29 protein-coding genes are annotated in these 24,554 nt (G+C 59.7%); 8 read left to right on the top strand and 21 right to left on the bottom strand.

Features of this window, described 5'->3' with window-relative positions:
* Window positions 1-39: 39 nt before the first annotated feature.
* The 5 genes from ACODSV_RS04955 to ACODSV_RS04975 all read right to left on the bottom strand — a co-directional run bounded on the left by ACODSV_RS04955 (window position 40) and on the right by ACODSV_RS04975 (window position 5,809).
* The gene (locus tag ACODSV_RS04955) at window positions 40-2,127 is read right to left on the bottom strand and encodes an LTA synthase family protein (RefSeq protein WP_024076619.1); all 2,088 of its coding nucleotides are present in this window, start codon (window positions 2,125-2,127) and stop codon (window positions 40-42) included.
* A gap of 411 nt (window positions 2,128-2,538) precedes the next feature.
* The gene (locus tag ACODSV_RS04960) at window positions 2,539-2,730 is read right to left on the bottom strand and encodes a PLDc N-terminal domain-containing protein (RefSeq protein ID WP_024076620.1); all 192 of its coding nucleotides are present in this window, start codon (window positions 2,728-2,730) and stop codon (window positions 2,539-2,541) included.
* A gap of 67 nt (window positions 2,731-2,797) precedes the next feature.
* Complete coding sequence (locus ACODSV_RS04965) at window positions 2,798-3,328, bottom strand: hypothetical protein (RefSeq protein ID WP_024076621.1); 531 nt, start codon at window positions 3,326-3,328, stop codon at window positions 2,798-2,800.
* Window positions 3,329-3,369: 41 nt separating this feature from the next.
* On the bottom strand, window positions 3,370-3,885 hold the full coding sequence (locus tag ACODSV_RS04970; RefSeq protein ID WP_150056425.1) for an ankyrin repeat domain-containing protein: 516 nt from the start codon (window positions 3,883-3,885) through the stop codon (window positions 3,370-3,372).
* A 97-nt stretch (window positions 3,886-3,982) separates the two neighbouring features.
* Complete coding sequence (locus tag ACODSV_RS04975; RefSeq protein ID WP_150056424.1) at window positions 3,983-5,809, bottom strand: long-chain-acyl-CoA synthetase; 1,827 nt, start codon at window positions 5,807-5,809, stop codon at window positions 3,983-3,985.
* Window positions 5,810-6,208: 399 nt separating this feature from the next.
* On the opposite strand from ACODSV_RS04975, the gene ACODSV_RS04980 reads away from it, so the two are divergent.
* Window positions 6,209-6,487, top strand: a complete 279-nt coding sequence (locus ACODSV_RS04980) for a DUF3509 domain-containing protein (protein WP_003172952.1) — start codon at window positions 6,209-6,211, stop codon at window positions 6,485-6,487.
* Window positions 6,488-6,547: 60 nt separating this feature from the next.
* On the opposite strand, the gene ACODSV_RS04985 is transcribed toward ACODSV_RS04980, so the two are convergent.
* The 4 genes from ACODSV_RS04985 to aroC all read right to left on the bottom strand — a co-directional run bounded on the left by ACODSV_RS04985 (window position 6,548) and on the right by aroC (window position 9,879).
* Window positions 6,548-6,826 carry a response regulator transcription factor gene (locus ACODSV_RS04985; protein WP_150056423.1) on the bottom strand — a complete coding sequence of 93 codons (279 nt, stop codon included), beginning with the start codon at window positions 6,824-6,826 and terminating at the stop codon, window positions 6,548-6,550.
* A 209-nt stretch (window positions 6,827-7,035) separates the two neighbouring features.
* Window positions 7,036-7,566: an acireductone dioxygenase gene (locus ACODSV_RS04990; protein WP_150056422.1), complete on the bottom strand. Its 531-nt coding sequence runs from the start codon at window positions 7,564-7,566 to the stop codon at window positions 7,036-7,038.
* The gene (locus ACODSV_RS04995) at window positions 7,563-8,726 is read right to left on the bottom strand and encodes an MFS transporter (RefSeq protein WP_150056421.1); all 1,164 of its coding nucleotides are present in this window, start codon (window positions 8,724-8,726) and stop codon (window positions 7,563-7,565) included. Before ACODSV_RS04995 ends, ACODSV_RS04990 begins: the two co-directional genes overlap by 4 nt.
* Window positions 8,727-8,787: 61 nt before the next feature.
* Entirely contained in the window at window positions 8,788-9,879 is a 1,092-nt protein-coding gene (gene aroC / locus ACODSV_RS05000) for a chorismate synthase (protein ID WP_024076627.1), read from the bottom strand.
* Between the two features lie 142 nt (window positions 9,880-10,021).
* Between aroC and ACODSV_RS05005 the strand changes: the two genes are divergently transcribed.
* Both ACODSV_RS05005 and ACODSV_RS05010 read left to right on the top strand, forming a co-directional pair.
* Window positions 10,022-10,984 (top strand): alpha/beta hydrolase, encoded by a 963-nt coding sequence (locus ACODSV_RS05005; protein WP_024076628.1) that lies wholly within the window; start codon window positions 10,022-10,024, stop codon window positions 10,982-10,984.
* 99 nt (window positions 10,985-11,083) lie between these two features.
* Window positions 11,084-11,890: a hypothetical protein gene (locus tag ACODSV_RS05010; RefSeq protein WP_024076629.1), complete on the top strand. Its 807-nt coding sequence runs from the start codon at window positions 11,084-11,086 to the stop codon at window positions 11,888-11,890.
* A gap of 293 nt (window positions 11,891-12,183) precedes the next feature.
* On the opposite strand, the gene prmB is transcribed toward ACODSV_RS05010, so the two are convergent.
* A complete protein-coding gene (gene prmB, locus ACODSV_RS05015; RefSeq protein ID WP_024076630.1) occupies window positions 12,184-13,092 on the bottom strand; it encodes a 50S ribosomal protein L3 N(5)-glutamine methyltransferase in 909 nt (302 codons plus the stop codon).
* A 239-nt stretch (window positions 13,093-13,331) separates the two neighbouring features.
* Between prmB and ACODSV_RS05020 the strand changes: the two genes are divergently transcribed.
* The 4 genes from ACODSV_RS05020 (at window position 13,332) to ACODSV_RS05035 (ending at window position 15,719) form a co-directional block, all read left to right on the top strand.
* Window positions 13,332-13,922 carry a cysteine hydrolase family protein gene (locus ACODSV_RS05020; RefSeq protein WP_024076631.1) on the top strand — a complete coding sequence of 197 codons (591 nt, stop codon included), beginning with the start codon at window positions 13,332-13,334 and terminating at the stop codon, window positions 13,920-13,922.
* 140 nt (window positions 13,923-14,062) lie between these two features.
* Window positions 14,063-14,383 carry a hypothetical protein gene (locus ACODSV_RS05025; RefSeq protein ID WP_102625225.1) on the top strand — a complete coding sequence of 107 codons (321 nt, stop codon included), beginning with the start codon at window positions 14,063-14,065 and terminating at the stop codon, window positions 14,381-14,383.
* Window positions 14,384-14,458: 75 nt separating this feature from the next.
* On the top strand, window positions 14,459-15,016 hold the full coding sequence (locus ACODSV_RS05030) for a Smr/MutS family protein (protein ID WP_003192796.1): 558 nt from the start codon (window positions 14,459-14,461) through the stop codon (window positions 15,014-15,016).
* Between the two features lie 349 nt (window positions 15,017-15,365).
* Window positions 15,366-15,719 (top strand): hypothetical protein, encoded by a 354-nt coding sequence (locus ACODSV_RS05035; RefSeq protein WP_454844018.1) that lies wholly within the window; start codon window positions 15,366-15,368, stop codon window positions 15,717-15,719.
* On the opposite strand, the gene ACODSV_RS05040 is transcribed toward ACODSV_RS05035, so the two are convergent.
* The 11 genes from ACODSV_RS05040 to ACODSV_RS05090 form a co-directional block, all read right to left on the bottom strand.
* Complete coding sequence (locus ACODSV_RS05040; RefSeq protein ID WP_454844017.1) at window positions 15,667-16,206, bottom strand: lysis system i-spanin subunit Rz; 540 nt, start codon at window positions 16,204-16,206, stop codon at window positions 15,667-15,669. The genes ACODSV_RS05035 and ACODSV_RS05040 overlap by 53 nt on opposite strands.
* Window positions 16,206-16,613, bottom strand: a complete 408-nt coding sequence (locus ACODSV_RS05045; RefSeq protein WP_411390685.1) for a ubiquitination-like system serine protease family protein — start codon at window positions 16,611-16,613, stop codon at window positions 16,206-16,208. Before ACODSV_RS05045 ends, ACODSV_RS05040 begins: the two co-directional genes overlap by 1 nt.
* Window positions 16,610-17,143: a glycoside hydrolase family 19 protein gene (locus tag ACODSV_RS05050; RefSeq protein ID WP_454843326.1), complete on the bottom strand. Its 534-nt coding sequence runs from the start codon at window positions 17,141-17,143 to the stop codon at window positions 16,610-16,612. The genes ACODSV_RS05045 and ACODSV_RS05050 overlap by 4 nt, the downstream gene beginning before the upstream one ends.
* A 58-nt stretch (window positions 17,144-17,201) precedes the next feature.
* Window positions 17,202-17,456, bottom strand: coding sequence for a hypothetical protein (locus ACODSV_RS05055; protein WP_454843324.1), 255 nt, complete (start codon window positions 17,454-17,456; stop codon window positions 17,202-17,204).
* A gap of 18 nt (window positions 17,457-17,474) precedes the next feature.
* Window positions 17,475-19,313 (bottom strand): SGNH/GDSL hydrolase family protein, encoded by a 1,839-nt coding sequence (locus tag ACODSV_RS05060; protein ID WP_489046083.1) that lies wholly within the window; start codon window positions 19,311-19,313, stop codon window positions 17,475-17,477.
* Window positions 19,314-19,385: 72 nt separating this feature from the next.
* The gene (locus ACODSV_RS05065) at window positions 19,386-20,126 is read right to left on the bottom strand and encodes a gp53-like domain-containing protein (RefSeq protein ID WP_102643039.1); all 741 of its coding nucleotides are present in this window, start codon (window positions 20,124-20,126) and stop codon (window positions 19,386-19,388) included.
* A gap of 1 nt (window position 20,127) precedes the next feature.
* Window positions 20,128-20,781: a putative phage tail protein gene (locus ACODSV_RS05070; protein ID WP_454843322.1), complete on the bottom strand. Its 654-nt coding sequence runs from the start codon at window positions 20,779-20,781 to the stop codon at window positions 20,128-20,130.
* Between the two features lie 5 nt (window positions 20,782-20,786).
* On the bottom strand, window positions 20,787-21,914 hold the full coding sequence (locus ACODSV_RS05075) for a baseplate J/gp47 family protein (protein WP_454843321.1): 1,128 nt from the start codon (window positions 21,912-21,914) through the stop codon (window positions 20,787-20,789).
* Between the two features lie 55 nt (window positions 21,915-21,969).
* Window positions 21,970-22,413 (bottom strand): phage GP46 family protein, encoded by a 444-nt coding sequence (locus ACODSV_RS05080; RefSeq protein ID WP_489046086.1) that lies wholly within the window; start codon window positions 22,411-22,413, stop codon window positions 21,970-21,972.
* A complete protein-coding gene (locus ACODSV_RS05085) occupies window positions 22,410-23,006 on the bottom strand; it encodes a phage baseplate assembly protein V (RefSeq protein WP_489046088.1) in 597 nt (198 codons plus the stop codon). Before ACODSV_RS05085 ends, ACODSV_RS05080 begins: the two co-directional genes overlap by 4 nt.
* Complete coding sequence (locus ACODSV_RS05090) at window positions 23,006-24,100, bottom strand: phage baseplate assembly protein (protein WP_489046090.1); 1,095 nt, start codon at window positions 24,098-24,100, stop codon at window positions 23,006-23,008. The genes ACODSV_RS05085 and ACODSV_RS05090 overlap by 1 nt, the downstream gene beginning before the upstream one ends.
* Before the next feature lie 56 nt (window positions 24,101-24,156).
* Between ACODSV_RS05090 and ACODSV_RS05095 the strand changes: the two genes are divergently transcribed.
* On the top strand, window positions 24,157-24,549 hold the full coding sequence (locus tag ACODSV_RS05095; protein WP_489046092.1) for a hypothetical protein: 393 nt from the start codon (window positions 24,157-24,159) through the stop codon (window positions 24,547-24,549).
* The last annotated feature ends 5 nt before the right edge of the window (window positions 24,550-24,554 follow it).

Below are 24,554 nucleotides of genomic sequence, written 5' to 3' on the forward strand. Positions count from 1 at the left end.
AGAGGCCTTCTTGAAGGCCTCTTTTTTATTGCCGGTCAATTAGTCCGGCTTGCCATCAACCACCCCTGCGGTGTTATCCAACAGGCTCTTGGTCGCGGTCTGCAGGAACGACTCCAGCTTCTGCTTCAGTGCAGCTTCGTCCGGCGAATCAGGAATGACCTTACCGGTTGGCTCGGCGCCCAGTTCGTATTCCCACAACTTCGGTGGCATTTCCTTAGGCAACACCAGCACGCGGTCGCCAGTGAGCAACGCCACGGTCTGGTCGCTGCCCGAAGGCTTGATCACGCCGAAACCCTTGTCGCCTTCCGGCAGGTTCAGCAGGTCACGCCCCCAGCACTGGTGCAGGGTGTCGCCGCCAAGGCGCCCCATGATAGTCGGGACGATGTCGATCTGGGTGCCCACGGTGTGGTCACGCTCGCCGAACTTCTCCTGGATACCCGGTGCGATCATCAGCATCGGCACATTGAAGCGGCCCAGGTCCATTTCGGTGATCTGCTGTTCATTGCCAAAGCCGTGGTCACCCACGATCACGAACAGGGTTTCCTTGAAGTACGGCTCTTTGCGGGCCTTTTCAAAGAACTGGCCCAGGGCCCAGTCGGAGTAGCGCATGGCCGTCAAATGCTCGTCGAGGCTGCCGCGGCCGGTCACTTTATCCACCGGCAACGGGTTGGGCAGCGCGTACGGCGTGTGGTTGGACAGGGTTTGCAGCAATGCGTAGAACGGCTTGCCGCCTTCGCGGGCCTTCAACTCTTCCAGGCCACGGTTGAACATGTCCTGGTCGGACACGCCCCAGGTCGGGTCGGAGAACACCGGGTTGACGAAGTCATTGCGGCCAATGAAGTTGGTCATGCCCTGGTTGCTGAAGAAACCGGACTGGTTGTCCCAGGCGAAGTCGCCGTTGTAGACATACACGTCGTCAAACTTGCGCGCACTGAGCAACTGCGGCAGGCCCGACAGCTTGTGACTGCCTTCGGGGGTCTGCATCAGGTATTCGAAGCCCGGCAGGTTCGGGAAGCAGGCCATGGTGGCGAACATACCCTGGTGGGTGTGAGTGCCATTGGAGAAGAAGCGGTCGAACAGCAGGCCTTCCTTGGACAACTTGTCGAAGTACGGCGTGATATTGCCCGGGCGACCCAAGGCGCCCACCGAGTGACCGGCGAAGCTTTCCATCAGGATCACGACGACGTTCTTGATCGGCAGGGTTTTTTCGGCCGGCGGCGTGTAGTCACGGCGCACGGCGGCGGTGTCGGTATCCACCAGTTTCTCTTGCGGCAAGACCAGCATGTCGCGCACGGTCTGGGTGGCCAGCGGTTGATCCAGGGTGGCTTTCCAGATGTTGGAGCGTTCTTCGGAGAAGCGCGACTTGGCCGCGGCGATCAGCGACAAGGTGCCATTGAGGCCCAACTGGTTGGCGAAGTTCGACTCGGTGGTGTAGACGTCACCCCAACGCAGCGGCGGGCCCTGGCGTAGGGTGCCACGAGCAGCGACGACCGCGACCAGCAGGCAAACCACGAACACCGCGATGCGCGAGTACCACGGCGCCACCTGACGGGTACCGATGCTGCCACCGCTGAACGGGCCGCGCGGGCGCGTGGCACGGTCGGCACCCTTGAAGGCGATGCTCAGGATCAGCGTGCCCACGGCCCAGGCCAGCAGGTAGCGCACCACTGGGAAACCGTACCAGAGCATGCTCATCACGGTCTTCGGGTCTTCCTTGACATATTGGAAGACCAGGCCGTTGAGGCGCTGGTGGAATTCGCGGTAGAAGTCCATCTCCATCAAGCCCAGGAACAGGGCGATGCTGGACGCAACGGTCAGCCACAAACGGAAGAACCCACGCGCGGCCATGGCCCGTACGCTGAACAGGGCCAGCAGCAGCGGGATCAGCACGTACACCACCAGGCGAATATCCAGGCGCAGGCCGTTGGCGAACGCTTCCAGGAAGGTCGAGGCCGGGGTGTCGAGGATCATCTCGCGGTTGTAGGCCAGCAGCGCCAGGCGCAGCAGGGAAAACATCACCATCATGACCAGTGCGCAAAGCAGCGTGTACGCCAGATGGGATTTGACGGTCGGTTGCAGCAGGCGATTAGAAGCTCGCTGCTGACTCAGGGCGTCCGGGTTTGCCATGTCGTTTCAGGACCCATTGGAAGTTTAAGTTGCGAAATAAAGCAATGGCGCTCGGCCTCGCCCAGGCTGGCTGGGGGTAGGCGGTTTGCGCGGTGGCGCAAATGGTGCCCGATCAATGCGAGCAACGCTATTAATTACTGAATGTGCGCCCCCCTTCTGCCGTTAACGGCACTGGAGATAGAGCCTTGGGGCGGCGATTCAAAGCGGGCGAATTGTCTTGGATGGGATGTGAAAATTTCGTGCAGCGAATATTTCGACACACAAATCTCTGGAGTGCGCTGAAGACCACTGTGGGAGGGGGCTTGCTCCCGATAGCGGTGGGTCAGCCAACTCATCTGGCACTGCCACACCGCTATCGGGAGCAAGCCCCCTCCCACACTTAATTGCTCACACGCCAAAGGGAGTGAGGGGTCAGATCCGCACATTACCGCGCGGCCCGGCGATCGCCCAGATGATCAGGCCCAACACTGGCAGCAACAGGATCAACAGGATCCAGAGCACCTTGGCCCCGGTGCTTGCGCCGCTTTGGAACACATTGATGATCGCCCAGATATCCAGCGCCAGGATGATCAACCCGATCAGACCGTTGAAAGTAGAACCCATGGTGTCGCTCCTAAGTGAGGGCATGCCCTTGTAGGATAGTCAGCCCTGGCGGGGGTTCCGTTTTATTTCAGACGTGAACGGCCACCTTCAACGCTTCCAGGGAAGGCTCGCCCTTGATGCCGACTTCGGCACACAGCGCCAACACGCGCGCCAGGTCGTTGCCGTACACCAGCACCGCCTGGATCTCGTCATCCAGCGGTTGGCTGAAGTTCATCAACACATAGCCGCCGTCTTCCGGGCTCAGGGCGCTCATCTGGATCTGGATGCGGTTGAGGGCGGTCAGCGCTTCGGTCTTGGCCAGTTGCTTGGGCTTGAGGTTGAATGCCACGCCCGGGCCGAACGACGCGACGATCTGGGCAAACAGATCACTGTAAGTATCGGCCTGGAACAGCACGGTGTCCGGCAGGCTGCCGACCACCACCCACTCCCCCAGCGGGATCGGGAAGGTGTCGTCGTAGTTGATGTCCGGATTGGCCGCCAGGAAGGCCGCAGGGTCTGCGTAGGCCTGGGCGGCCTCTTCGGCGATGCGCGCCACCTCGTCGTCGCTCATGAGGCCGGTGCTGATGTTGCTGATGAGTTCGACGAGGGCGGTTTTCATGGGGCGATCCTGTGACGGGCTGGTTTTCGAGGGCGCGTAGCCTACACCAGTTTCTGCAACTGCGCCGCCGTATCCATCGCGCCCATGGTCTGCGCCGCTGCCAGCACCGTCGCACCCTGGGCATCGACCGCCTTGGGGTTCGCGCCCTGGCCCAGCAGGTAGTCCACCATCTCAACGCGGTTGAACATCGCCGCCATCATCAGTGCCGTGCGGCCGTCCGAGGATGCTGCGTCAACCGGCGCGCCACCCTCGATCAGGGCCTTGACCACGGGCAGGTTGCCCTTGAACGCCGCGCCAGCGATCGGCAGTTGGTTCTTGTCATTGGCGATCAGCGGGTCAGCCTTGAATTCCAGCAGCACTTTTACCGCCTCGGCGTGGCCATGGTAGGCCGCGAGCATCAGCAAGGTGTCGCCGTTGTGGTTGCGCAGGTTGGCCGGCAAGCCTTTGGCCAGCAGCGCGGCGAGCATGGCCGCGTCGCCTTTGCGGGCCACGTCGAAGACCTGCTCGGCAAATTCGGCGGCTTCGTCTTCGGTCATTCGTTTGGCGTGGTCTGACATGGGGAGGCTCCTGTTCTGGTGCTTTATATGGCGCCCAGTGTCGCGATGGAGTTCCCCACTGTCATGGCTTTTTTGTCAAAAGCCTTCATAGACACAATCAATAGCGAAACTCACCGCCCTGGATCTGCGCCAATAATTGCCCCGTGACCGGCACGTAGCTGTCCGAGCCCGGCAACCACGCGTAGACCGGATCGTTGCCCGCCTTGTCCGGGTCGAAGGCTTCTTCCTTGAGTCGTACCTTCTGGTACTTGAAGGTGCCAGTGGTCTCCATCTTCACCTTGATCCGCAGGAATAACGGCACCGCATAGTGCGGCAATTGACCATGGGCGAATTGCAGCAGTTCGCGCATATCCAGGGCCGCCAGGGATTCACTGGGAGTGATGGCGACCATGCCTGCGCGGCCGTTAGTGTTTTCGATCTCGACACCATAGGCCACGACCTCGGCGATCTGCGGGTGTTGCAGCAGGATGTTCTCGACTTCGGTGGTGGAAACGTTCTCGCCCTTCCAGCGATAGGTATCCCCCAGGCGATCGACAAACTGCGCATGGCCAAAGCCGATGCTGCGTAACAAGTCGCCGGTATTGAAGTAGCGATCGCCCTTTTCGAACACGTCGGTCAGCACCACCTTGCGGTTCTTTTCCGGGTCGGTGTAGCCATCGAACGGCGACTTTTCATCGATCCTGGCCAGCAACAGGCCCTGGCCGCCCGTTTGCACCTTGCGCATGAAGCCATCACTGCCCCGCAGCGGTTCGCCGCTCTCCGGGACGTAATCCACCAGCGCCCAATGTTGCAGGCAAAAGCCGATGGTGTTGTCGAAGTTCAGCACGTTGGTAAAGCCGATATTGCCATCGCTGGCGGCATACAGTTCGCAGATATGCTCGACGCCAAAGCGCTGTTTGAATTGTGCCCAAACACCAGGGCGCAAGCCGTTGCCGACCATCTTGGTCACCTGGTTATCGCGATCCTGGGTACTGGTGGGCTGGTCAAGCAGGTAGCGGCACAATTCGCCGACATACCCGAGGGTAGTGGCGTTGAATTTGCGCACATCGTCCCAGAACTGGCTGGCGCTGAATTTGCGCCGAATGGCGAATCCCGACGCACCAATGATCGCCGCCCCCCAGCACACGCACAGACCGGTGGCGTGGTACAGCGGCAAGGTGCAATACATGACATCGTCCGGGCCCATGTCCAGGGCGATGCTGCCGAAACTGACGGCGGTCCTGGTCCAGCGACCATGTTTCATGATGCCGGCCTTGGGCAGGCCGGTGGTGCCGGAGGTGTAGATATAGAAGCAGGGGTCGCTGAAGAAGATCCGGGCACTGCTGGCGGGGTTGTCTGGCGAACAGTCGGCACTGGCGGCCATCAGGTCGACATACCCCTCGGGGACCGCGCTGGCATGCTGATCCGCGACGAACCAGGTGCGCTCCGCCGGGATCGACACTTGATCGCGCACCACCGTATAGGCATCCACCAATTCCGCGCCGACCACGATTGCCACCGGGTTGACCAGGTTCAGGCTGTGCACCAACGCCGCCTGGGTTTGTGCGGTATTGAGCATGGCGCAGATGCCGCCAAGCTTGGCCACCGCCAGCACGTTCAGCAGCAACTCGGGACGGTTTTCGATAAACAGCGCGACGACGTCACCCTTGCCGATGCCTTGGGAGGCCAGATGATGGGCGATGCGGTTGGCACGCTGGTTAGCGTCGCGGTAGCTGAGCACGCTGTCGCCGTAGAGCAAGGCGGCGCCATCAGGGTTACGCAGGGTGGCTTGTTCGAAGTGCCAGCCCAGGCCGCAAGGCTGCGCCGGGTCGGTGACATTCGCAGCGCGCATGCCGCGCACCACTCGAGGCAAGGCCCGCACGATGGCTGGCACCTTACGCAGCATCATGCCCCAGGTGATCATGTCGTTTGGCTGATGGCTCATGGCGGAACATCCTTTTTCTTATTCTTTATCTGATCCGGAAACACCGGCGCCTTGCGAAGGCAGGAGGCCGAATGCCTTGCAGGAAAATACGCCAGCGATTCTTCAGCTGTACACGCGGGATTTGAAAAGTTTTGTATCCCCTGCCCCTCGTTGGCTGAAAAAAGGGAATTTAGTCACGGACTGACAGTCTTTACCCTTGAGCACCCGCCGCGACGGGCCTATCGAATAGCGCAAAATGCAGGATGCATGATGGCCATTCATGCAAATTGCACGAAACCGAAAATTCTGAATATTTTTAACCTGTTGATTTATAAAGATTTTTTATAAATTCACTAGCTGGCACAATCACTGCACCTATCACTCCATGCTTGCCAACTTGAGCCAACGGAGCTGATAGACATGAGCCTGATCCAAGATAAATTCGCCTCAGTATTCTCCAACTACGACGTCACCACCCAGCCACGTCCCGACGGCGGTATCCTGTTGACCCTGCGCAACAGCGAAGGCAAGCAGGTCAAGCGTTCGATCTCTTACCAGCAGTTGCACACCGCCGATCAACTGACGTGGGTGATCAGCGCGATTCGCCGCGACCTGGCCGAACAAGCCAGTGAGCTGCCGCAGATTTCGATGCTGCAAAGCCAGAACCGCTTTGCCTTGCCGACCTACCATTCGGCCTGAGCTATCCAGCAATAAAGAGGGCCGCGACGCCATCAAGCGTCGCGGCCCTTTTTTATGCGTTCAGTACAGGCCTTGCCGAACCGCTTCATTCATTGCCTGCACGCGGTTGGTGACCTGCAACTTGCCATAGATGTTACGCAGGTGAAATTTCACCGTGGCTTCGGAACTGGCTCGAATCTGGCTGATCTCCCAGACAGTCTTGCCCTCCAGGGCCCAGCGCAGGATTTCATGTTCCGCGGGGGTCAGGGGCTTGCCGGACAAGCTCAGGCGCTTTCTCACCGCTGTGGACACTTCGTCCTGCGTCGGTGACGATCGATCCTGCTCCTGTTGCGCGCTCATTCATCTCTCTCCTTTTATTTGCGGACGCTGTCCTAACCTTCGGATTTCTCCTATTGACAGACAGCATAAACATCGAGGTTTGGAGAGATTTACATAACGAACGGAATTAAAGAGCAAGACCGGCAAAAACAGCCAAGTCTTACACTCCAATAAGGTTCTTCCCACAATACTTTTCCGCATAGGCGGGTTGAACAATCGCGAACCAGCGACTAGTCGTCCAATCCTGGAAATCCAGCGGCAAGCTCACTTCCGGTAAACTCAGCGACCGCGTGCCCAGGCTGGTGGGATAACTGCAAGATCACGCAGTGCGGGTGCTCTCCCATATCGAACCAATGCGGCAAGCCGGCCGGGATCACCAGCAGGTCATTTTTCTCACAGCGTACGCCGTACACATAGTCACCGATGTGCAAGCTGAACAGCCCCTGGCCGGCGATAAAGAACCTGGCCTGGTCCGAGCTGTAGCGGCGCTCATCGAGAAGGCCGGCGCGCAGCTCGGTGCGTTGCGGGTGGTCGCCGGTGACGCTGAACACCTCAATGCAGCCGTAACCGAGGGCGTCGATCCGGGGCTGGCATGCGGCGATCATTTCAGCCTCACTGGCAGCTTTTGCCAGCGGGCCTGGTTGCCAGCGCTCAAACCGCACACCGTGCTCGGCCAGGGTCGAGACGATGTCGTCGAAATGGGTCAGGACCTTGTTCGGGGTATCCGGGGTGGTGACGGAGTAAACGGCTACATAACTCATTGGACGGTTCCTTGGTTCTGCTCTTGCAATCGAAAGCCGATGATAAGGGCGGCGGCCAGGGCCGCGACGCTGGCGATGCTGAACGTGAGGGTCGGCCCCAACAGGTTCCAGCTATAGCCGGCATACAAAGCGCCAAGTGCGCCGCCGGTGCCGGCCAAGGCTGCGTACAACGCCTGGCCCTGGCCTTGCTGGCGGTCGCCGAAGCTGCGTTGCACAAAGGCAATCGCCGCCGCATGAAAACTGCCGAACGTTGCCGCGTGCATCACTTGCGCCAACATCAACACCCAGAAAAACTCGGCAAACGAGCCCAGCAGCAACCAACGCAGCGCCGCCAGCAGGAAACTGGCCAGTAACACACGACGCACGGAAAAGCGCGTAAGGATGCGACTCATGGCCAGGAACATCAGCACTTCCGCGACCACCCCCAGGGCCCAGAGCATACCGATCACGCCTCGGCTGTAGCCCAAGTGCTCCAGGTGCAGGGTCAGGAAGGTGTAGTACGGCCCATGGCTCATTTGCATCAGCGCCACACAGGCATAAAACGCAAGGACCCCGGGGCTGCGCAATTGCGTGAGGAAACCCTCGGCAGCCAGGCGATTGCCCTGGGTGGCAGGCTGCGCGTTCGGTACCCACAGGCTGGCGCCGATGATGCCGGCCATGATCACCACGACCACCACCGGGTAAATATCCAGGCTCAGCCAGTCGAACAGGCGACCCATGATCACGACGGTGAGGATAAAGCCGATGGAGCCCCACAGGCGGACCTGGCTGTAGCGCGAGGTTTGTGTGTGCAGGTGGGCCAGGGTGATGACTTCAAACTGCGGCAGCACCGCATGCCAGAAGAACGCGTGCAAGGCCATCACCAGCGCCAGCCAGGCGTAAGTCTTGCTGATGAAAATCAGGCAAAAGCTCGCCAGGGTGCACACCGCGCCAAAACGCACGATGGCCAGGCGCCGACCGGTATAGTCGCCGAGCCAGCCCCACAGGTTGGGCGCCACGCAGCGCATCAGCATGGGGATGGCCACCAGTTCGCCGATGCGCGCGCTGGAGAACCCCAGATGATCGAAGTAAAGCGCCAGGAATGGCGCTGTCGCCCCCAGCAGGGCGAAGTAGAACAGGTAGAAGCTGGAGAGGCGCCAGTACGGGACGGGGGGTGTCATGTTGCCGCAAGGGGCTGCTTCACAGCCCCGCGCGAGCCACATCGCTCGCCACCACAATCCGTCACAGTTGGCCCAGTACCGGGGTACTCACGCGTACATCGGCATTTTGCCCACGGTTGCGCAGCAGGTGGTCCATCAACACGATCGCCATCATCGCTTCGGCAATCGGTGTGGCACGGATGCCGACGCACGGGTCATGGCGGCCCTTGGTAATGACGTCCACCGGATTGCCGTGCACATCGATCGAACGCCCCGGGGTGGTGATGCTCGATGTGGCCTTGAGGGCCAGGTGCGCAATGATCGGCTGCCCGGAGGAAATACCGCCGAGGATGCCGCCCGCGTTATTGCTGAGGAAACCTTGTGGGGTCAGTTCGTCGCGATGTTCGGTGCCGCGCTGGGCGACACATGCGAAGCCCGCGCCGATTTCCACGCCTTTCACCGCGTTGATGCTCATCAGCGCGTGGGCCAGTTCGGCGTCCAGGCGGTCGAAGATCGGCTCGCCCAGGCCCGGCTTGACGCCTTCGGCGACCACGGTGATCTTGGCGCCCACGGAGTCCTGGTCGCGGCGCAACTGGTCCATGTAGGCTTCCAGTTCCGGCACTTTGTCCGGGTCGGGGCAGAAGAAGGCGTTGTCTTCCACGCTGTCCCAGGTCTTGAACGGGATTTCGATCGGGCCCAACTGGCTCATATAGCCACGGATGACGATACCCTGGGTGGCCAGGTACTTCTTGGCAATCGCACCGGCCGCCACGCGCATTGCGGTCTCGCGGGCCGAGCTGCGGCCGCCGCCACGGTAGTCGCGTTCGCCGTATTTGTGATGGTAGGTGTAGTCGGCATGAGCCGGGCGGAACAGGTCCTTGATCGCCGAGTAGTCCTTGGACTTCTGGTCGGTGTTGCGGATCAGCAGGCCGATGGCACAGCCAGTGGTGCGGCCTTCGAACACGCCAGAGAGGATTTCGACCTGGTCGGGCTCCTGACGCTGGGTGGTGTGGCGGCTGGTGCCGGGCTTGCGGCGGTCGAGGTCGCGCTGCAGGTCTTCCAGGGACAGCTCGAGGCCGGGCGGGCAGCCGTCGACAATGGCGACCAACGCCGGGCCATGGCTTTCGCCTGCGGTGGTGACAGTGAACAGCTTGCCGAAGGTATTGCCGGACATGCAGGGCGCTCCGTGAAATCAGTTGTAATCACTCAGAGGTGATAACCAAGCGCGCCAGTATACGCGGGCCAACCGACTAGTTCATCCTCGAAACCTTACCGGTAGACGTTGGTCGAACCGGCACCTTCCTGATGATGGCGTGATGATGCTTCGAGTTTTGCTACTGACCCTGACCCTGTTTACTGGCGTGGCCTGTGCCGCGTCCCCCGTGGTGTTGCAACGGCCCATCAGCCTCGACACCGGCAGCGGCGAGCTGTTTGGCTCGCTGCTGCTGCCCCAGTCCGACAAACCGGTGCCGGTGGTGCTGATCATTGCCGGCTCCGGCCCCACCGACCGCAACGGCAACAGCGCCGACGGCGCGCGCAACGACAGCCTCAAGCGCCTGGCCTGGGTACTGGCCCGGCATAACATCGCCAGCGTGCGCTACGACAAGCGCGGCGTTGCCGCCAGCCTGGCCGCCACGCCCGATGAGCGCAACCTGACCCTGGACGCCTACGTGGCCGACGCCGTGGCCTGGGGCAAGCTGCTCAAGGCCGACAAGCGCATGGGCCCGCTGATTGTGCTGGGCCATAGCGAAGGTGCGCTGGTGGCCGCCCTGGCCGCGCCGCAACTCGATCCGGCGGGGGTGGTCTCCTTGTCCGGCAGTGCCCGTCCGGTGGACCAGGTGATACGCCAACAGTTGGCCGACCACCTGCCCCCTGCCCTGCTGCTGCGCAGTAATGAAATCCTTGACCACCTCAAGGCCGGCCAGGTGGACCCCGATGTGCCGGCCCCTCTGGAAGGGATTTTCCGACCCAGCGTTCAGCCCTATCTGATCAGCCTGTTTCGTGCCGACCCCTCGGCAGCTTTTGCCAAGCTACGCATGCCGGCGCTGATCATCCAGGGCACCCACGATATCCAGGTGGGGGTGGGCGATGCGCAGCAATTGAAGAACGCCAAGCCCGACGCCGAATTGACGATAATCGAGGGCATGAACCACGTGATGCGCATCGTGCCCAACGACGTGAAGCAGCAACTGGCCTCCTATAACAACCCTCAATTGCCCCTGGCCGCCGAGCTGGGCACACGCCTGGTGCGCTTTATCGACGGACTTCAACCCCGTTGACCGACTAATTGCCTCCAGTACTGGGAAAAGCGGCCGATAAGCCCAGGGTCGACAGCAAAAAGCCTGTCGACTGGCTGGGCTTGGACAGGATCGCGCCGCATGACTATCACCGAAGCAACACCAGAACCTACCGCTGAAACCGCCACGGAAAAAACCGAGGTCGTCGACGCGGCGCCCCTGCCGTGGGCAGACGTGCAGGCGGAACATTTCAAGATGCTGCGCCTGGCGCCCCTGGCCACTGACCGCGCCACGGGGGTGAGGCCTTTGCGTTTCGTGCAGTTCGGTTACGCAGAACGCAACGACAAACACCACAGCCTGCTGCGCATGGTCATCCAGTTACCGGGTCAACGGGTGCGCCGCGAGCAGAATCACCTGGACATCTGGGTCGATCACGACAAGCACCGCGTGCACTTCGGCCCAGGCAACAGCCTGGAAATCGAACCGGCCAACCGTGGCATCGGCCGATTCCTGGTCGCCCAAGGCGCCGCGTGGGCGAAGAAAAAGTGGGCCCACTACCGCGTTGACGGCGTAGACCTGGCCAACAAGGACGCGCTCAATGAAGCCACGCGCCTGCGTCGCGATCACTTCCTGCGTGTCCAAGGCTTTGACGTGGCCTACGCCGATGTGCAGCATTTGAAAGGCAACGTGCAGCCCGGCAAGGTCGGCGATGTGCTGGACAGCTGGAACACCGAGAAGGTGCAGTTCGTGGAGATCCTCGAAGCCGCGCAAATGCTGCAACAGGCCGAACAGAACCTGGCGGAGCAGGAAGTGAAGCTGCGCAAGGAAGAGGAAAAGGTCACCAAGTTCAAGCGTGAGGACAGCGGGCTACGCTTTACCATCACCTGCCTGGTAGCGTTCACCGTGTTTCAGGCGGGGTTGTTGATCTGGATCGCTACGCACCGGTAAATCGCGAGTGACCGGGTTACACGGGATACACAGGTGGAAGGTGCGCCAACTATCCGACTGGGCGCTGTGGCGCAGCAAACTGGAACCCTGTGGCGAGCGGGCTTGCCCCGCGTTGGGCTGCGCAGCAGCCCCAGTAAGATCACCGCGTTTTTTCAGACAAAACGCGGTGCGGGATTTGGGGCTGCTGCGCAGCCCAACGCGGGGCTTGCCCGCTCGCCACAGACAAGCCCGCTCGCCACAACAGCCCGCCTTCCACAACAACCCGCTTGCCACGACAGCCGGTTCTTCTTCAGTTAGATCCTGGCGGCGAAGATTGCCTGGTGCGCCCGGCACTGCTCAGCCGTCAACATGAACACGCCATGCCCACCGCGCTGGAACTCCAGCCAGGCAAAATCGACTTCCGGGTACAGCGCCTCGACGTGGACCTGGCTGTTGCCCACCTCGACAATCAGCAAGCCCTTCTCGGTCAGGTGATCGGCCGCTTCGGCGAGCATGCGCCGCACCAGGTTCAGGCCATCGTCGCCGCACGCCAGGCCCAGCTCTGGCTCATGCTGGTATTCGTCCGGCATGTCGGCAAAATCCTCGGCATCCACATACGGTGGGTTGGACACGATCAGGTCAAAGCGCTGGCCCGGCAAGCCATCAAAGCCGTCCCCCTGCACGGTGTACACGCGTTCATCGACGCCATGGCGCTCGATATTCTGGTTGGCCACTTCCAGCGCTTCGAAGGACAGGTCGCCCAACACCACTTCGGCGTCCGGGAACTCATAGGCACACGCGATGCCAATGCAACCGGAACCCGTGCACAGGTCGAGAATGCGCGCCGGCGGCTGGGCCAGCCAGGGTTCGAAGCGGTTTTCGATCAGTTCGCCGATCGGTGAGCGTGGGATCAGCACGCGCTCATCGACAATGAACGACATGCCGCAGAACCAGGCTTCCTTCAACAGATAGGCGGTGGGTACCCGCTCGTGGATACGGCGATGCAGCAAACGCTGCACATGGGAGATTTCCTCTTCTTCCAGGTTGCAGTCCAGGTAGCTGTCGGCGATTTCCCACGGCAAGTGCAAGGCGCCGAGCACCAATTGCCGGGCTTCGTCCCAGGCATTGTCGGTACCGTGGCCAAAAAACAGGTCTTCCCCATGGAAACGGCTGACAGCCCAACGGATATGGTCGCGCAAGGTGCGCAGGCGAGAAGTGATCACGGGGGCAAGCTCCTGGAAAAAACGACTGGCGATTCTAACAGCCTTCGCCCGTAGCGACGATGTACGTAACGCCCTCGCCGTACGTCGGATTTCATCCAGTTTGCCATCATTGGCTGGAACAAGCCGGCCTCTTGACATGGCTGCACGCCAGCAACGGCGTACCTTATGATCGTAGCGATTCACAGAACCGCTCAGCCAGTGGACAATGTCACAAAAGCCCCACTCACAGGAGCCCCAGAATGTCCGTTCCAAAGACGATGTTTCAACTCAGCGGTCGTGGTTATGCAGCTGCCAATCTCAGCCATGCGACCCTTGTGATCATCGATGCCCAGAAGGAATACCTCAGCGGCCCGCTCGCCCTTACGGGCATGGACGCGGCGGTCGCCAATATCAAGCAATTGGTCGCAGCCGCGCGCAGCGCCGGGCGCCCGATCGTGCATGTGCGCCACCTGGGCACCGTGGGCGGCCTGTTCGACCCGCAGGGCGAGCGTGGCGAATTCATCCCTGGCCTGGAACCGGCCGGCGACGAAACCATCATCGGCAAGCTGCTGCCCAGCGCTTTCCACGGCACCGGCCTGGAAAAACACCTGCAGGACCTGGGTTCGCTGGACCTGATCGTCTGCGGTTTCATGAGCCACTCCAGCGTCAGCACCACCGTGCGCGCCGCCAAGAACCTGGGCTTTCGCTGCACCCTGGTGGAGGACGCCTGTGCCACCCGCGACCTGCCTTACAAGGGCGGCGTCCTCACTGCCGAACACGTGCAGCAAACCGAAATGGCCATCATGGCCGACAACTTCGCCACCCTTGCCTTGACCAAAGACCTGATCTGACAGCCGCGCGATGAGCGGAGCGGCCGCGTGCGGGCCCCGCTCATCTGCAAATGCCTGTCATTTGCTGCAATTGCCTCTGGCGCAGGAACAACCTGTGTATCTTCCGGTCGAAGGGCCGATACCCTGGAGGAAAGGTCGGAATGAAGATATCCGATGGTTTTGATGCTCGTCGCTTGCGCCCCAAGGGCCCGAGCAACTGGCGCCTGCGCCTGGTGGCCGGCATTGCCGCGCTGCTGGCGGTTGTAGGTGTGCTGCTGGCGGTGGCCGGTGGCGCAGGCTTGTCGGGGCACTCCCCGGCACTGGGCGAATTGAATGCCAGCCCTGGCGGCTCGGCGATCCTGGTGGTGGTCGGCCTGTTGGTGCTGTGGTTCGGCGTGTGGTTGTGGCGGCGCAGCCGGCGGCGGATGCGCCAGCCGTTGTCACTGAACATCGCCTCGCACCTGATGAAAAAACACGACTGATGGCGCTTGGATAGCGTTTCCTGCGCCCTGGCCGCCGCGATTTAGGTAAACTGCCCGCCCTTCGCGGAGGCTGACATGCAAGACGACGATTTTTCCCTGTTCAAGAACGAGCTGCGCGGCGTCAAGCCGATCAAGCACGACCGCGCCGACACCGGCAAACCCAAGACTGACCGGGCGCAGATCGCCAAGTTGCGCCAGGCTGCGACCGTGCGCACGGATGCCACCACCGTAGACGGCCTGTCGGACCAGTTCGTGATCGACGTCGGCCCCGAAGACGAACTGATGTGGGCCCGCGACGGTGTGCAGGAAAGCCAGATGCGCAAGCTCAAGGCAGGCCAGATCCCGTTCGAAGGCAGCCTCGACCTGCATGGCATGACCGTGGAAAAAGCCCGGGAAACCCTCTGGGCCTTCCTGGCCGAAGCCACCAAATTCGAAATCCGCTGCGTGCGCGTCACCCACGGCAAGGCCGTGCGCCTGGACGGCAAGCGGCCAATGATCAAGAGCCATGTCAACACCTGGCTGCGCCAGCATGCCCAGGTGCTTGGCTTTACCTCCTGCCAGGCCCGTCATGGTGGCGCCGGCGCGGTGTACGTGATGCTCAAGCGCACCATGATGGAAGGGCGCGACGAGTAACAAGTGCCATCGTCAGGCTTGCAGCCATGTGTCGGCCACCGTAACCTTGCGCTTTGCGAAAATCCAACAGGTAGTTTCATGTCCCTGGAACAGAATTACACCGAGATTCTGAAGGGGTAAGGCAAAGTAACAATAGTCAATGAAATCGGGCACTTGCTTACTCAGGGGTACCCGGTTTTTACCTGCTTTACACGGTCATTGGTACAAAAATTGGTACGAGATACACCCCCTCCTCCGGCGTCCTGCCGACCGAACACAAAAACCAAATCCCCTACAGCTCGTCGCCTGAAATCGCGCCACCCTCCAACCTCGATTACTGTATGCGCATACAGCATTTGAGCGCGCCATGATGAATATCGATCAAGACACCTGCGAGTGGCTCGGCTGCCCTACGCCCCTAGAAATGTACAAGCATCAGTGCGCCCTGCTCGAGGACGAGCTCACCGAGGCTCAAGCGCAGTTAGCCAAGGCCAGAAAGAACATAGCCGGCCTTGTCCAAATGAACGATGCGCTGGCCGCTGGCAAAGCCTCTGCCGAGACAGCTCTCGGAAAAGCACTCGCCGACGCGGGCAGGCTCAACCGGGATAACTCAGAAATGGGCGCGCGGATAAGCGGCCTGATGTCCGTAGTGGACCAGCGTGACCACCTGTTCAGGGAAAACCAGCGGCTGCTGATTGAGCGGAAGCGGGAGAAACAGTCCTGACATACGCCTGGCAAGCGCGCAGTGCGATCAGTCCTTGGTCCCCATCACCGGTGATGGCGAGAATTCGTTGAGCATGCGCTGGGTCAAGTTGGGCTCGCGCGGCTCCATGAACCACGCCGACGGCGCCGGGGGCGGCAGGCACGTTGCAGCCACTGGCTGAATCCGTGGCGTCGAGAAGGACTGACAGCCGGACATCAGAAGTGGCAAGGCGATCGCGCAAAACAGCCTGGTTGCGTTGGGCATCGGATAATTCCCTGGTGTGTTGTTGGTCCTGGCCGGCGAGCTGCTGCTCTAGGGCCAGGCGCTTGTCGGTCTCGTCGCGAGCCTGTTTGGCTGCTGCAGCACTGACCAGGCCGAGATCCGTCTTGAATTGGTCGGCCTGATCCGCCAGCTTTCCGTCGTAGCGCCAGTCCTGCACCTGCCAGGTGCTGGCGGCGCTGATGACCATCGCCAGCAGGATCGCGCCCAGGATCTGCGCGGGCGTCATCATTGCTCATCCTCCCAGTCAGGTAGGTCAACAGTTTGGCCCGCCAGATCATGCGTGCAGTCGTCCAGGTACTGGATTCGACCATTGGTGACGAATGAGTGGCAGACCTTGCCGAAGCGGCTGGAAAAAACCGCCTCTCTTCCACCCTTGGCATAGATAGCGTCGTATTCAGCCTCATCCTCAGGCGTCATTACACTGCGTCCATCAGGTGCGCCAGTGGTTCGAGCAAGCACCGACGGCGTGAATGTAGGTGCCTCGGCATTGCCGTTGTAGCCCCAGCGCGGGCCGGGGCCCTTTCCAGTGGAGATGCCGTGCACCATGTCGCAGCCTGGGCACCTGAAGAAGAGATCGCCCTCCTTGGCCTTGGCCAGCACCCGCGACAGCCGGGTGAATCCTGTGCCGCTCATGCCAGCACCTTCAGCGCCTTGTCGTACAGCGCCTGGCGGTCGGCCAGGCCGTTGACTCCACCATTGATACGACGGGTGATCTTCACGAATTCACCCTGATCCGCCAGCGTGTTCAACCCACGGGTAGACCAGAACCAGGCCGCAGACATCGCGGCGTACTGGGGCTGCTCGAGCAGTTCGGGCTTGCTGAGCAGGTCCAGGCCCAGGGCTTCACCGCACGCGGCGTAATTGGCTCGGCCGGTGATCTGGATCAGGCCCCGACCACGATACTTGGAGCCGTCACCCTTCACGGTATTGCCCAGGTCGGCGCGCCCCTCATATCCGACCTGCTGCGCCGTGGGGCCCCACAACTCCTTCAGCCAGCGGAACTGGCCCGACTCGTGCCCGACCTGGGCGATGAATGCAGCGGCGCGCGACGTGCCGACGATGCCGTAACGGTTCATGGCCGTGTTCAGGGCGGGAACAAAAACGCCGGCTTGGCGGCCGGCGTTCGGGAGGATCTGCAGCAACTGCTGCTCGGTGATAGGCATGGCTTTCTCCAGACAAAAATAAACCCGCTCATGGCGGGTTATTGATCAGTTACTCGTGTCAGCAATCGGTCGCACCTTCAAACTCAGGCAGTGTTTTCAGGTACTCGTATGCCTGCTTGAATGGGTTCTCGCCGTCCATGTCGTAGCGTGTCGTGTAGTACACATACGTCAAAGGGTCGCCGTTAGACTGGGCGCAGGTCTGAACGCTGAAGGTCATTTCCGCCTTATCTGCACCTAAGGTAGCCACCGCAACAGTGACATAGGCGCCCTTGACCTCTACGTTTTTGTAAATCAAATCCAGTGTAAGTGCCATGCTAGTAGCCTCTCGAAGTTAGATCGCGGAATTGCCGGCCACTGTGACCCAGTCCTGCGCGTTGATGCCTCTCGCATAGACCCATTGAGCTCCACCGGTGCAGTCCGAGCAAAATGCCAGTGCCCCGGTGTTGCTCGCCGCACTGAGAGCCAATAGCTGTGCGCGCGTAAAGCTATTGAAGTACAGGCCCGCGCGCAGATGCTGCATGCCGCCGGGGTTGTCGGTTTTTACGAGCTGGGTGATCTCAATCCCTGTCGACGTGACCACGTTGCGCTTGCGTACGTTCGCGGGTGTGTCGAAGTCAGTGGCCATGGGCTCGACGTTGGAGACCACACCGGGTTGCGACGATGTCCTGCGAAGAACCACCCCGGTGGAGCTGGCGAATGCAAAAGAGCGAGTCATGGTCAGCGTAAAATCCGACCCGGAGGAGGCGTCCCCAGTGATCGAAATTTCCCTGCCTGGGCGGTCACCAATGGTTGTACCGCGCGCGAGCCTGGACGGGGTGCCTCGGTCATTGACTGCCCGAGAAACGAAACCCAAGTTGAATCCATTAAGCCCCAGAAACTCCCAGAGCATCTCAGCGGCATAGGCCTGGACTGCGGCCACCGGGTGGACGCCATCGTCAGCCCCGAAGATGGTGTTCATCTCGGCATGCGTGCCCAGGAGGTGGTAGCTGTCGAAGTACAGATACGACGCCCCTTTGTTGCCGCAGAAGCCCTTCAGGTAATGCCCGGACCTCATCTTGAGCGAGTCGTTTAGGGTTCTCGGTGTCGACCCAATGAACAGCTTGTCCGCATATGGACTGGACGCATCAAGAATACCTATCAGATAGTTGAGCGATGCATCAGCGGCCGCCCCATCCCCGAAGTCGTCGTCCATCTCAAAGGTGATGAGGTCCGCGTTGATGTCAGTCAGGGCTGCCTGCCAAATCGCGCGCCCTTGCGCGGAGGCCGTTGCATCGGCCAGCAACAGGCCACCACGGTTCATGGTCTGATGCAGGTCGAGACCGGACACGGTGGTGTTGCGGGTATGCACAAGGACAACACGTACCGGGCCGCCAGAAACAGTGGTCAATACGGCGGCAGTAGCCGCTGCTTGCGTGTAGGACAAAACGCCAAGACCAGTGACATCGGCGGCGGCGGAGACGGTTGCCACAACGGTACCGCCGACGGAAAGGTTCAGCGTGCCGGCGGAGGGCTCTTTGATGTAATACACCTTCACATCAGTAAAGGTTGGCGAAGATCCCGAACGCACCCAAAGTGCTGACGCGCCATCATTAAGACGACTGACGAGCCCAGTAGGCCAATACTGATACTGAAAAGTTTCCGCCGTCACGAGCGAGGCGGTGCTAAGCGAGAGGTCATAGCCGCCGGTGGGCGGCCCGTCCCCAGAACCTGTGCCAGCACTGTTGACGCCACTCATGTTGACCCCGCCCATCCTGCGATCCAGCGAGGCGTTGAGCTGAAGCATTTTTGCCCCGGCCAAACTGTCACCAAGAATGATCACCCGCAGATGACTAATAGACGATGCTGCCGCAAAAAGCTTGCTGAACACTTTCCTCGGTTTTCGCAGGTTCAGTGCTAGGGCCGCGCTGACAGTAGTCCCCTTATCGCCGATTAAATTCGCGCCTTTGGTGGCATCGTCTGCACTGGCCAGTTCCAGCTCTAGGCCCGCCGTTTGCTCCAGAGACAAGCGGGCTTGCTTTGCAATTGTCGGCACTGGACCCGACTCAGTAACAACATCAGTCGCGGCATCGCCATGAATATATTGATGCTGTTTTTCCGCCGCCCCTAGCGAAAGTTGAGCCGCTTCCGACAACTGCCCCGCGTAACTCTCCAGCGCTGAAATATCAGTCATTCATGTTTCTCCAGTCGTAAAAAAAACCGCAGTGCGGCCTGGATGCTTTTTGAAGTTTGGGATCGATGCGAATTAATACCCCGGCGCTTTGCCAATCGCGCGCCAGTGAATCGTTGCTCCAAAGTTCTGCGTGTCGTTGAATAGCCTGTATTGCGTATTGCTTACCGCATAGGCACCCGCATCGTTGGCATCACTGTCTGAGGAGTTGGGAGTTACTTTGTTCCCGAAGCAGTTGTAAACCTCAGCAAACGGAGTTGGAAAGTCGATTGGCGCACTGACCGCGTCTCCGCCTACGTTACCTTGCCCCCACTGCTCTAACAGCCCCGTAGCGCTGTCCAACTTCCATCCGTTAACGCCCAACAACGCGGTGTTCTTGTTTTGCTTCGCGAGGTCAAGTGCGTCCAGCGCGGTTTGGATAGTCTGATGCAGTGAATTGAGCAGCGAATCTGTAGCAGTCTTTGTGTAGGCATCGCCGATGCCATAACCGCCCAGAGTGATGGCATTGTTCGCTTTACTTGAAAGTAGAAAGTCAGTCTGATTTTTCGTATAGGCATCAAGAATGTTGTACCCGGCTAATGACGTTGCCTTCACCGCATAGTTAGCAATCGCTGCCTGAATCGCCTTGAGCACCTGAGTGTTGTCCTCAACATCCAGAGCAGGCAGATACCCGAGGATCAAGTTGCACAGTTCCTCCTGAACGGCGTTCAACCATTCGGCCTTTATCGGCGTTGGGCTCACGCCTCCCACGATGGTGCCGTAGCGAAACCGGCCAAGCGCAGTGACAAGATCGGTCCAACTGGAAATTCGCTGCATGCTAAAAATCCTCAATGCCGGCGATCGCTGCAGGCGTCACGTAATGGATAACGTTAAAAAGGCTGTCAGCCTGGCTGATAATGTTGTCGACGACTTCCCGTCCAAAGCCCAGCACCACGTCGGTGTACTCGGGTTTTTCCTGTTGGAGACGGCAGGCGAGCATCGCGGCGTTCACTGATCCGTAGAGCGCCGAAGGTGCAGAGGCCAGCCAGCCCCACGGCCAACCATCTCCATAGAGAAAATCTCCGGTGCGCGCGTTATCGACAGTTAGGAACTGGTATTCATCAATCGTTACGGTCACGCCGAGTTGCGCGGCCATCTGGATGTAGTACGCTCGTTGGGGACCGCCCGCAGCCGAAATCTTGTCAGCAACGGCCTTCTGTCGTTCCGAAAAGGTCTGTGACCCTGGCACCGTACAGGCATCAGGTAGCCCCAGCGTCAGTTCCCACTCGGTCAATAGGTCGTTGGTCGATGCCGGAAACACGTCGGCAATCAGATCGACAGCAGTGTCGCTGATGCGTTGGAAGGTCGGAGCAAAACAGGAAATCGCCTGAGCGTGAACGCTACCCAACTCTTTGGGCCAGACTCGCCCACGCGGTAGCAAACCCAACAGCGCCTCCGTGAAGTCATCGCGTGTAAAGGACGGATTTGGCATGGTTATCAGCTATAGGTGATGGAACCGAGGACGGGCAATGAGCCCAGTTGATTCACAATGTTTTGCGTTGGAGAGGTCATAACAAAGCCAGCTGTACCGGCAATTGCGGCAATTGCAGAGTCAACAGCCGACAGCTCGATATAAGAACCATCGTTCAAAGGCGCCCCCTGCTCTGCCAACACCTCAGCAATAGCGCCCGCCAGCGCATCGCGGGTGGCCGTCGATGCGCCGGTCAGTCCCGATAGCGTGAAATTGATCGTACGATCTTCGGGAGCACAGAGGTAAACCATGGCGGTCACCGGCTGCTCGGGAAACATGCTGTTCGCGATAATAAGCTGGTCGCCCGTTGCCGTATTGGCTGGAGTTGCCCGAACGTCTTTGCTCGACACCCCATTCCTTCCTTGCGGAAAACCGCCATGCTCTGCGTTGGCGTCGTCAAGCATTGCGTACACAATCACGGTACCCGCACCAAAGCCATTCGGCGCGCACCAAGCACGCGTCACCCCCGACACCTCTTTGGCCCAGGCTACATAGTCTGCACCAGAGCCGCCTTTGGGGGTGTTCTGGAACGCATCAATCATACGGCTGAACAGGTTGCCGTCTTCCTCCTGATCCGCTCCGCCGGTGATAACGCTAGTCACTGCGCCGGTGGATTGCACGCCGTCGAGCGACGATCCCAGCCTTATCAGGCTACCGATAGCGGTATTGCCCTGCTCGCCAGCAACCTCTGCAATTATGCTGACGATCACGGCCCCCTCTGAGTTAATCGTTGCCGTAGTTAGAGTGGTGAACGATGCCGTATCGCCACGGACCACCTCGGTACCAGCATCGATAACGACACCTGGCGTCCCTTTGAAAGTGACTTGTCCACGCGCAAATGCTGCCTTTTTTCGGTAAACCTTCTTGAGCGCGGCCCATGCCTCCAGGTACTCGCCGGTACAAGTGAACGGGACGGACTGACGGGCGATCCAGTCAAGATATCCGTAGTGAAGATGGGCCATACCGGCAAGTGCCTTGCCCATCACGTTCATGTTGGAAAAGCGCAGCAGGCCGTCAGCGGTCGGTAGACCAGAGGTGATATCCGCAGCAACGTGCGCGCGCAGGTCCGAGAGCGTGGGTCTCGTAAATGGCATGAGGGGCTTTGCTCCTGAAATATGAAAGCTCGCTCGAGGCGGGCCGTGACGACTATCAGGTCTGATTCCAAACCCAGTTGAAATTGAGCGGGGTAACGGTTCCGTCACGGTGAGTCACGGTGATGATGCTATTGAGCCGGCTCCCGCCAGCAATGGCGGTCACGACCTTTACGCTGAGCGCGACTTGATCATCGATGAGCCACTTCAATGCCTCCTCCATGTAAATTTTCGCGGTGTTGGCAACGTCCTGCGTAAGACGGGACCGGTCCAGAAGCCAGAGACGGGAACCGATGGGAAGCTCCTCATCTGCATCGCCCCACCACCCGCGCCGATCATCGCTACCATCCGGAGGAATATCCGAGTCGTCGGCAATCCGGTCCGTGAATAGGCTGATCAATACAGCGCTGGCCAGGTCATTGCCGCTCGCCAAGGCGCCACCCATGATTGACCAATCACCCGTTCCGTTCTCTACGATCCAGGCTGTGGTGATATCGCTCATTGTTGAGGACTCGGGGTTGTGGTGCCGGTACCGTTGGTGTGCTGATTGAACAGCGCCCGATCGGCAGCCATGGTGCGGACCTTGTCTTTGACGTTGCCACCCGCTTCAATATCGCCGCTGACACGTAGAACTGGCGTGTTCATCTGAACTGCCTCGACGGCATTGATTGTGACGGTGGTGGCGTTGTTGACGGTGACAGGCGCAGCGCCTGCCTCAACTATGATTCCTCCGGTCTCGGTCAGGTAGATCGACTTCCCCCAGAGGTCATAGACCATGGATTCCCCCTCCAGCAGGTCGGTTGGCCGACTTGCCTGGTGCGCAGTGGCTACCACCACGCCTTTGGACCTGTCGCCAGCTAAAAACACGATCAATACATCCGCCCCCTCCGGCGGTCGAGACGTGAAGCCAAACTCCGCAATTCTCGGCGTACCGTCCCGGGTCTCGGAATCGTTGAGCTTCACCTGCAGTAGCTGAGCGGTCTTGCTATCGTCGCTGAACATCACCCGGCCCCAGCCAGTTGCAAGTTGAATCCGGCGCATCATGCGCTGGAGAACACCAGTGGAATCACCGGATTGATTCGTCGGGGACGTCATCAGAAACCACCTTGCAAAAGCTCGCCATAAAGCGGCGTGAGGTTGATGGGTTGAGGAAGGAACGCTTCAGGCGCCATAAGCGTGATCTCTGCGGTTGTTCCTGAGTAGCTGTTCTTCAGGAAGGTCACTTCACTGATCAGCATGCTTTCGGCGGAGAACTTCAATCTCGGCAAATGCACCGGGACCAGTGTGTTTGGTTCCCACAGGGCGCCGGCTGAGTCTCGCCAACTATCAGCGGTCAAACGTATTACCCGGGAGCGCCCAAAACGCCTGGCCGCCTCCCACTCTGCGCGCTTGATAGCGACGTCATTACCCAGTCCGCCCCCCTCGGAGATGATCACCAGCGCCCGGTGCCGCTTACAGTTAAGATCCTTCACCGGGTAGATATGGTTTCCGCCCTGCCCGAGATCTGTAAACGTGTCCACAGACTGGATATAGGCGTTGTAGTCGGAATAGATCTGATCCGCCGAAAAGTCGATGTAGGCTTGCTGAACGTTGACCCCCCCAACAAAGCCGCTTGCCGCGCGGCGCGTCCCAGCCCTACTCAGGAAGAGACTCCCGTCAGCCAGGTCGTAGGCGAGTACGGCGGAAAAGCGCGCCATTCGGTCGATAATGTCGAAGGCCGATTCACCCAGCATTAGATTGGTCTGAGGTAACACCGGCAAATCACTCACGTCCGTAGCAACTGATATGCCTTCGGCAACACCGTTGATGGATGGTCCGTAAACCGCCGCAAGCCGCCGTGCAATTCCCAACACAGTCTGGTTGCTGAGTTGCCCGCCTGGCCACTCAGCGGCGCAGTCGATCAAATCGGAGCATTTAGAACGGCCACTAACCTGGATCGAGTGATCGCCAGCGCTGATGCTCGGCGTGTATCGATCTACATACCCGGTCACCACCGGGTCCTGCCCGAGCCGGACCTGGCACGCCGCTCCAGGGGACAACTCCAGGCGATCCAGTTCACCAGGATAAAGCTCGGTCATACCAATACTGAAGTCACTGGGCAGCCGCTCAATACCCCGCGTGACTCGGACGTTCGTCCAGCCGGTGATATCAAAGCCGCCCGACGTTATGGTTAAATCGTCTACTTGCATGAGCTACCTCTGCGACCAGGCCCCCATAAAGCTCTCTAAATGGAATTCAGAAAACAATGAAGCGACACTTATCCAAAATATTATTTATCGGATTGATTTTCGGAGCTTACTTTCTAGTCTCTGGATTCTTCGTAAGTAACGAATTCGAAACTAAAAGCATAAAGTTATTTAAAGAGCGTGGAGCAGCAGTGCTAGCCGAGCTTGAAAAAGCTCCTGGTTGCGCTGACCGGTTTGAATTGCAGTCCGTTAGCTTCAATAAAGAGTGGCCTTTCAGCAAAATCGCTGAGGGCAGATCTATTTACACAGCAAGAGGCAATGTGATCCTCGATATAAGTTGGTCTGCGGAAGTTGTGGATAATGGCCGTATGATTATTGTCAAACCCAAAAGCACCGCCGAACTTCAAGCAACACTAATGTCGCTAATGCTCCGGTCCTGCCAAGGCTCCTAAGCTGC

The organism is Pseudomonas sp. FG86 (genome assembly GCF_057808775.1).

Excerpts from the sequence above, each read along its gene's own strand:
- ACODSV_RS04955 (WP_024076619.1), bottom strand. The coding sequence starts at position 2,127 with ATGGCAAACCCGGACGCCCTGAGTCAGCAGCGAGCTTCTAATCGCCTG.
- ACODSV_RS04960 (WP_024076620.1), bottom strand. The coding sequence starts at position 2,730 with ATGGGTTCTACTTTCAACGGTCTGATCGGGTTGATCATCCTGGCGCTG.
- ACODSV_RS04965 (WP_024076621.1), bottom strand. The coding sequence starts at position 3,328 with ATGAAAACCGCCCTCGTCGAACTCATCAGCAACATCAGCACCGGCCTC.
- ACODSV_RS04970 (WP_150056425.1), bottom strand. The coding sequence starts at position 3,885 with ATGTCAGACCACGCCAAACGAATGACCGAAGACGAAGCCGCCGAATTT.
- ACODSV_RS04975 (WP_150056424.1), bottom strand. The coding sequence starts at position 5,809 with ATGAGCCATCAGCCAAACGACATGATCACCTGGGGCATGATGCTGCGT.
- ACODSV_RS04980 (WP_003172952.1), top strand. The coding sequence starts at position 6,209 with ATGAGCCTGATCCAAGATAAATTCGCCTCAGTATTCTCCAACTACGAC.
- ACODSV_RS04985 (WP_150056423.1), bottom strand. The coding sequence starts at position 6,826 with ATGAGCGCGCAACAGGAGCAGGATCGATCGTCACCGACGCAGGACGAA.
- ACODSV_RS04990 (WP_150056422.1), bottom strand. The coding sequence starts at position 7,566 with ATGAGTTATGTAGCCGTTTACTCCGTCACCACCCCGGATACCCCGAAC.
- ACODSV_RS04995 (WP_150056421.1), bottom strand. The coding sequence starts at position 8,726 with ATGACACCCCCCGTCCCGTACTGGCGCCTCTCCAGCTTCTACCTGTTC.
- aroC (WP_024076627.1), bottom strand. The coding sequence starts at position 9,879 with ATGTCCGGCAATACCTTCGGCAAGCTGTTCACTGTCACCACCGCAGGC.
- ACODSV_RS05005 (WP_024076628.1), top strand. The coding sequence starts at position 10,022 with ATGATGCTTCGAGTTTTGCTACTGACCCTGACCCTGTTTACTGGCGTG.
- ACODSV_RS05010 (WP_024076629.1), top strand. The coding sequence starts at position 11,084 with ATGACTATCACCGAAGCAACACCAGAACCTACCGCTGAAACCGCCACG.
- ACODSV_RS05020 (WP_024076631.1), top strand. The coding sequence starts at position 13,332 with ATGTCCGTTCCAAAGACGATGTTTCAACTCAGCGGTCGTGGTTATGCA.
- ACODSV_RS05025 (WP_102625225.1), top strand. The coding sequence starts at position 14,063 with ATGAAGATATCCGATGGTTTTGATGCTCGTCGCTTGCGCCCCAAGGGC.
- ACODSV_RS05030 (WP_003192796.1), top strand. The coding sequence starts at position 14,459 with ATGCAAGACGACGATTTTTCCCTGTTCAAGAACGAGCTGCGCGGCGTC.
- ACODSV_RS05035 (WP_454844018.1), top strand. The coding sequence starts at position 15,366 with ATGAATATCGATCAAGACACCTGCGAGTGGCTCGGCTGCCCTACGCCC.
- ACODSV_RS05040 (WP_454844017.1), bottom strand. The coding sequence starts at position 16,206 with ATGACGCCCGCGCAGATCCTGGGCGCGATCCTGCTGGCGATGGTCATC.
- ACODSV_RS05045 (WP_411390685.1), bottom strand. The coding sequence starts at position 16,613 with ATGAGCGGCACAGGATTCACCCGGCTGTCGCGGGTGCTGGCCAAGGCC.
- ACODSV_RS05050 (WP_454843326.1), bottom strand. The coding sequence starts at position 17,143 with ATGCCTATCACCGAGCAGCAGTTGCTGCAGATCCTCCCGAACGCCGGC.
- ACODSV_RS05055 (WP_454843324.1), bottom strand. The coding sequence starts at position 17,456 with ATGGCACTTACACTGGATTTGATTTACAAAAACGTAGAGGTCAAGGGC.
- ACODSV_RS05060 (WP_489046083.1), bottom strand. The coding sequence starts at position 19,313 with ATGACTGATATTTCAGCGCTGGAGAGTTACGCGGGGCAGTTGTCGGAA.
- ACODSV_RS05065 (WP_102643039.1), bottom strand. The coding sequence starts at position 20,126 with ATGCAGCGAATTTCCAGTTGGACCGATCTTGTCACTGCGCTTGGCCGG.
- ACODSV_RS05070 (WP_454843322.1), bottom strand. The coding sequence starts at position 20,781 with ATGCCAAATCCGTCCTTTACACGCGATGACTTCACGGAGGCGCTGTTG.
- ACODSV_RS05075 (WP_454843321.1), bottom strand. The coding sequence starts at position 21,914 with ATGCCATTTACGAGACCCACGCTCTCGGACCTGCGCGCGCACGTTGCT.
- ACODSV_RS05080 (WP_489046086.1), bottom strand. The coding sequence starts at position 22,413 with ATGAGCGATATCACCACAGCCTGGATCGTAGAGAACGGAACGGGTGAT.
- ACODSV_RS05085 (WP_489046088.1), bottom strand. The coding sequence starts at position 23,006 with ATGACGTCCCCGACGAATCAATCCGGTGATTCCACTGGTGTTCTCCAG.
- ACODSV_RS05090 (WP_489046090.1), bottom strand. The coding sequence starts at position 24,100 with ATGCAAGTAGACGATTTAACCATAACGTCGGGCGGCTTTGATATCACC.
- ACODSV_RS05095 (WP_489046092.1), top strand. The coding sequence starts at position 24,157 with ATGAAGCGACACTTATCCAAAATATTATTTATCGGATTGATTTTCGGA.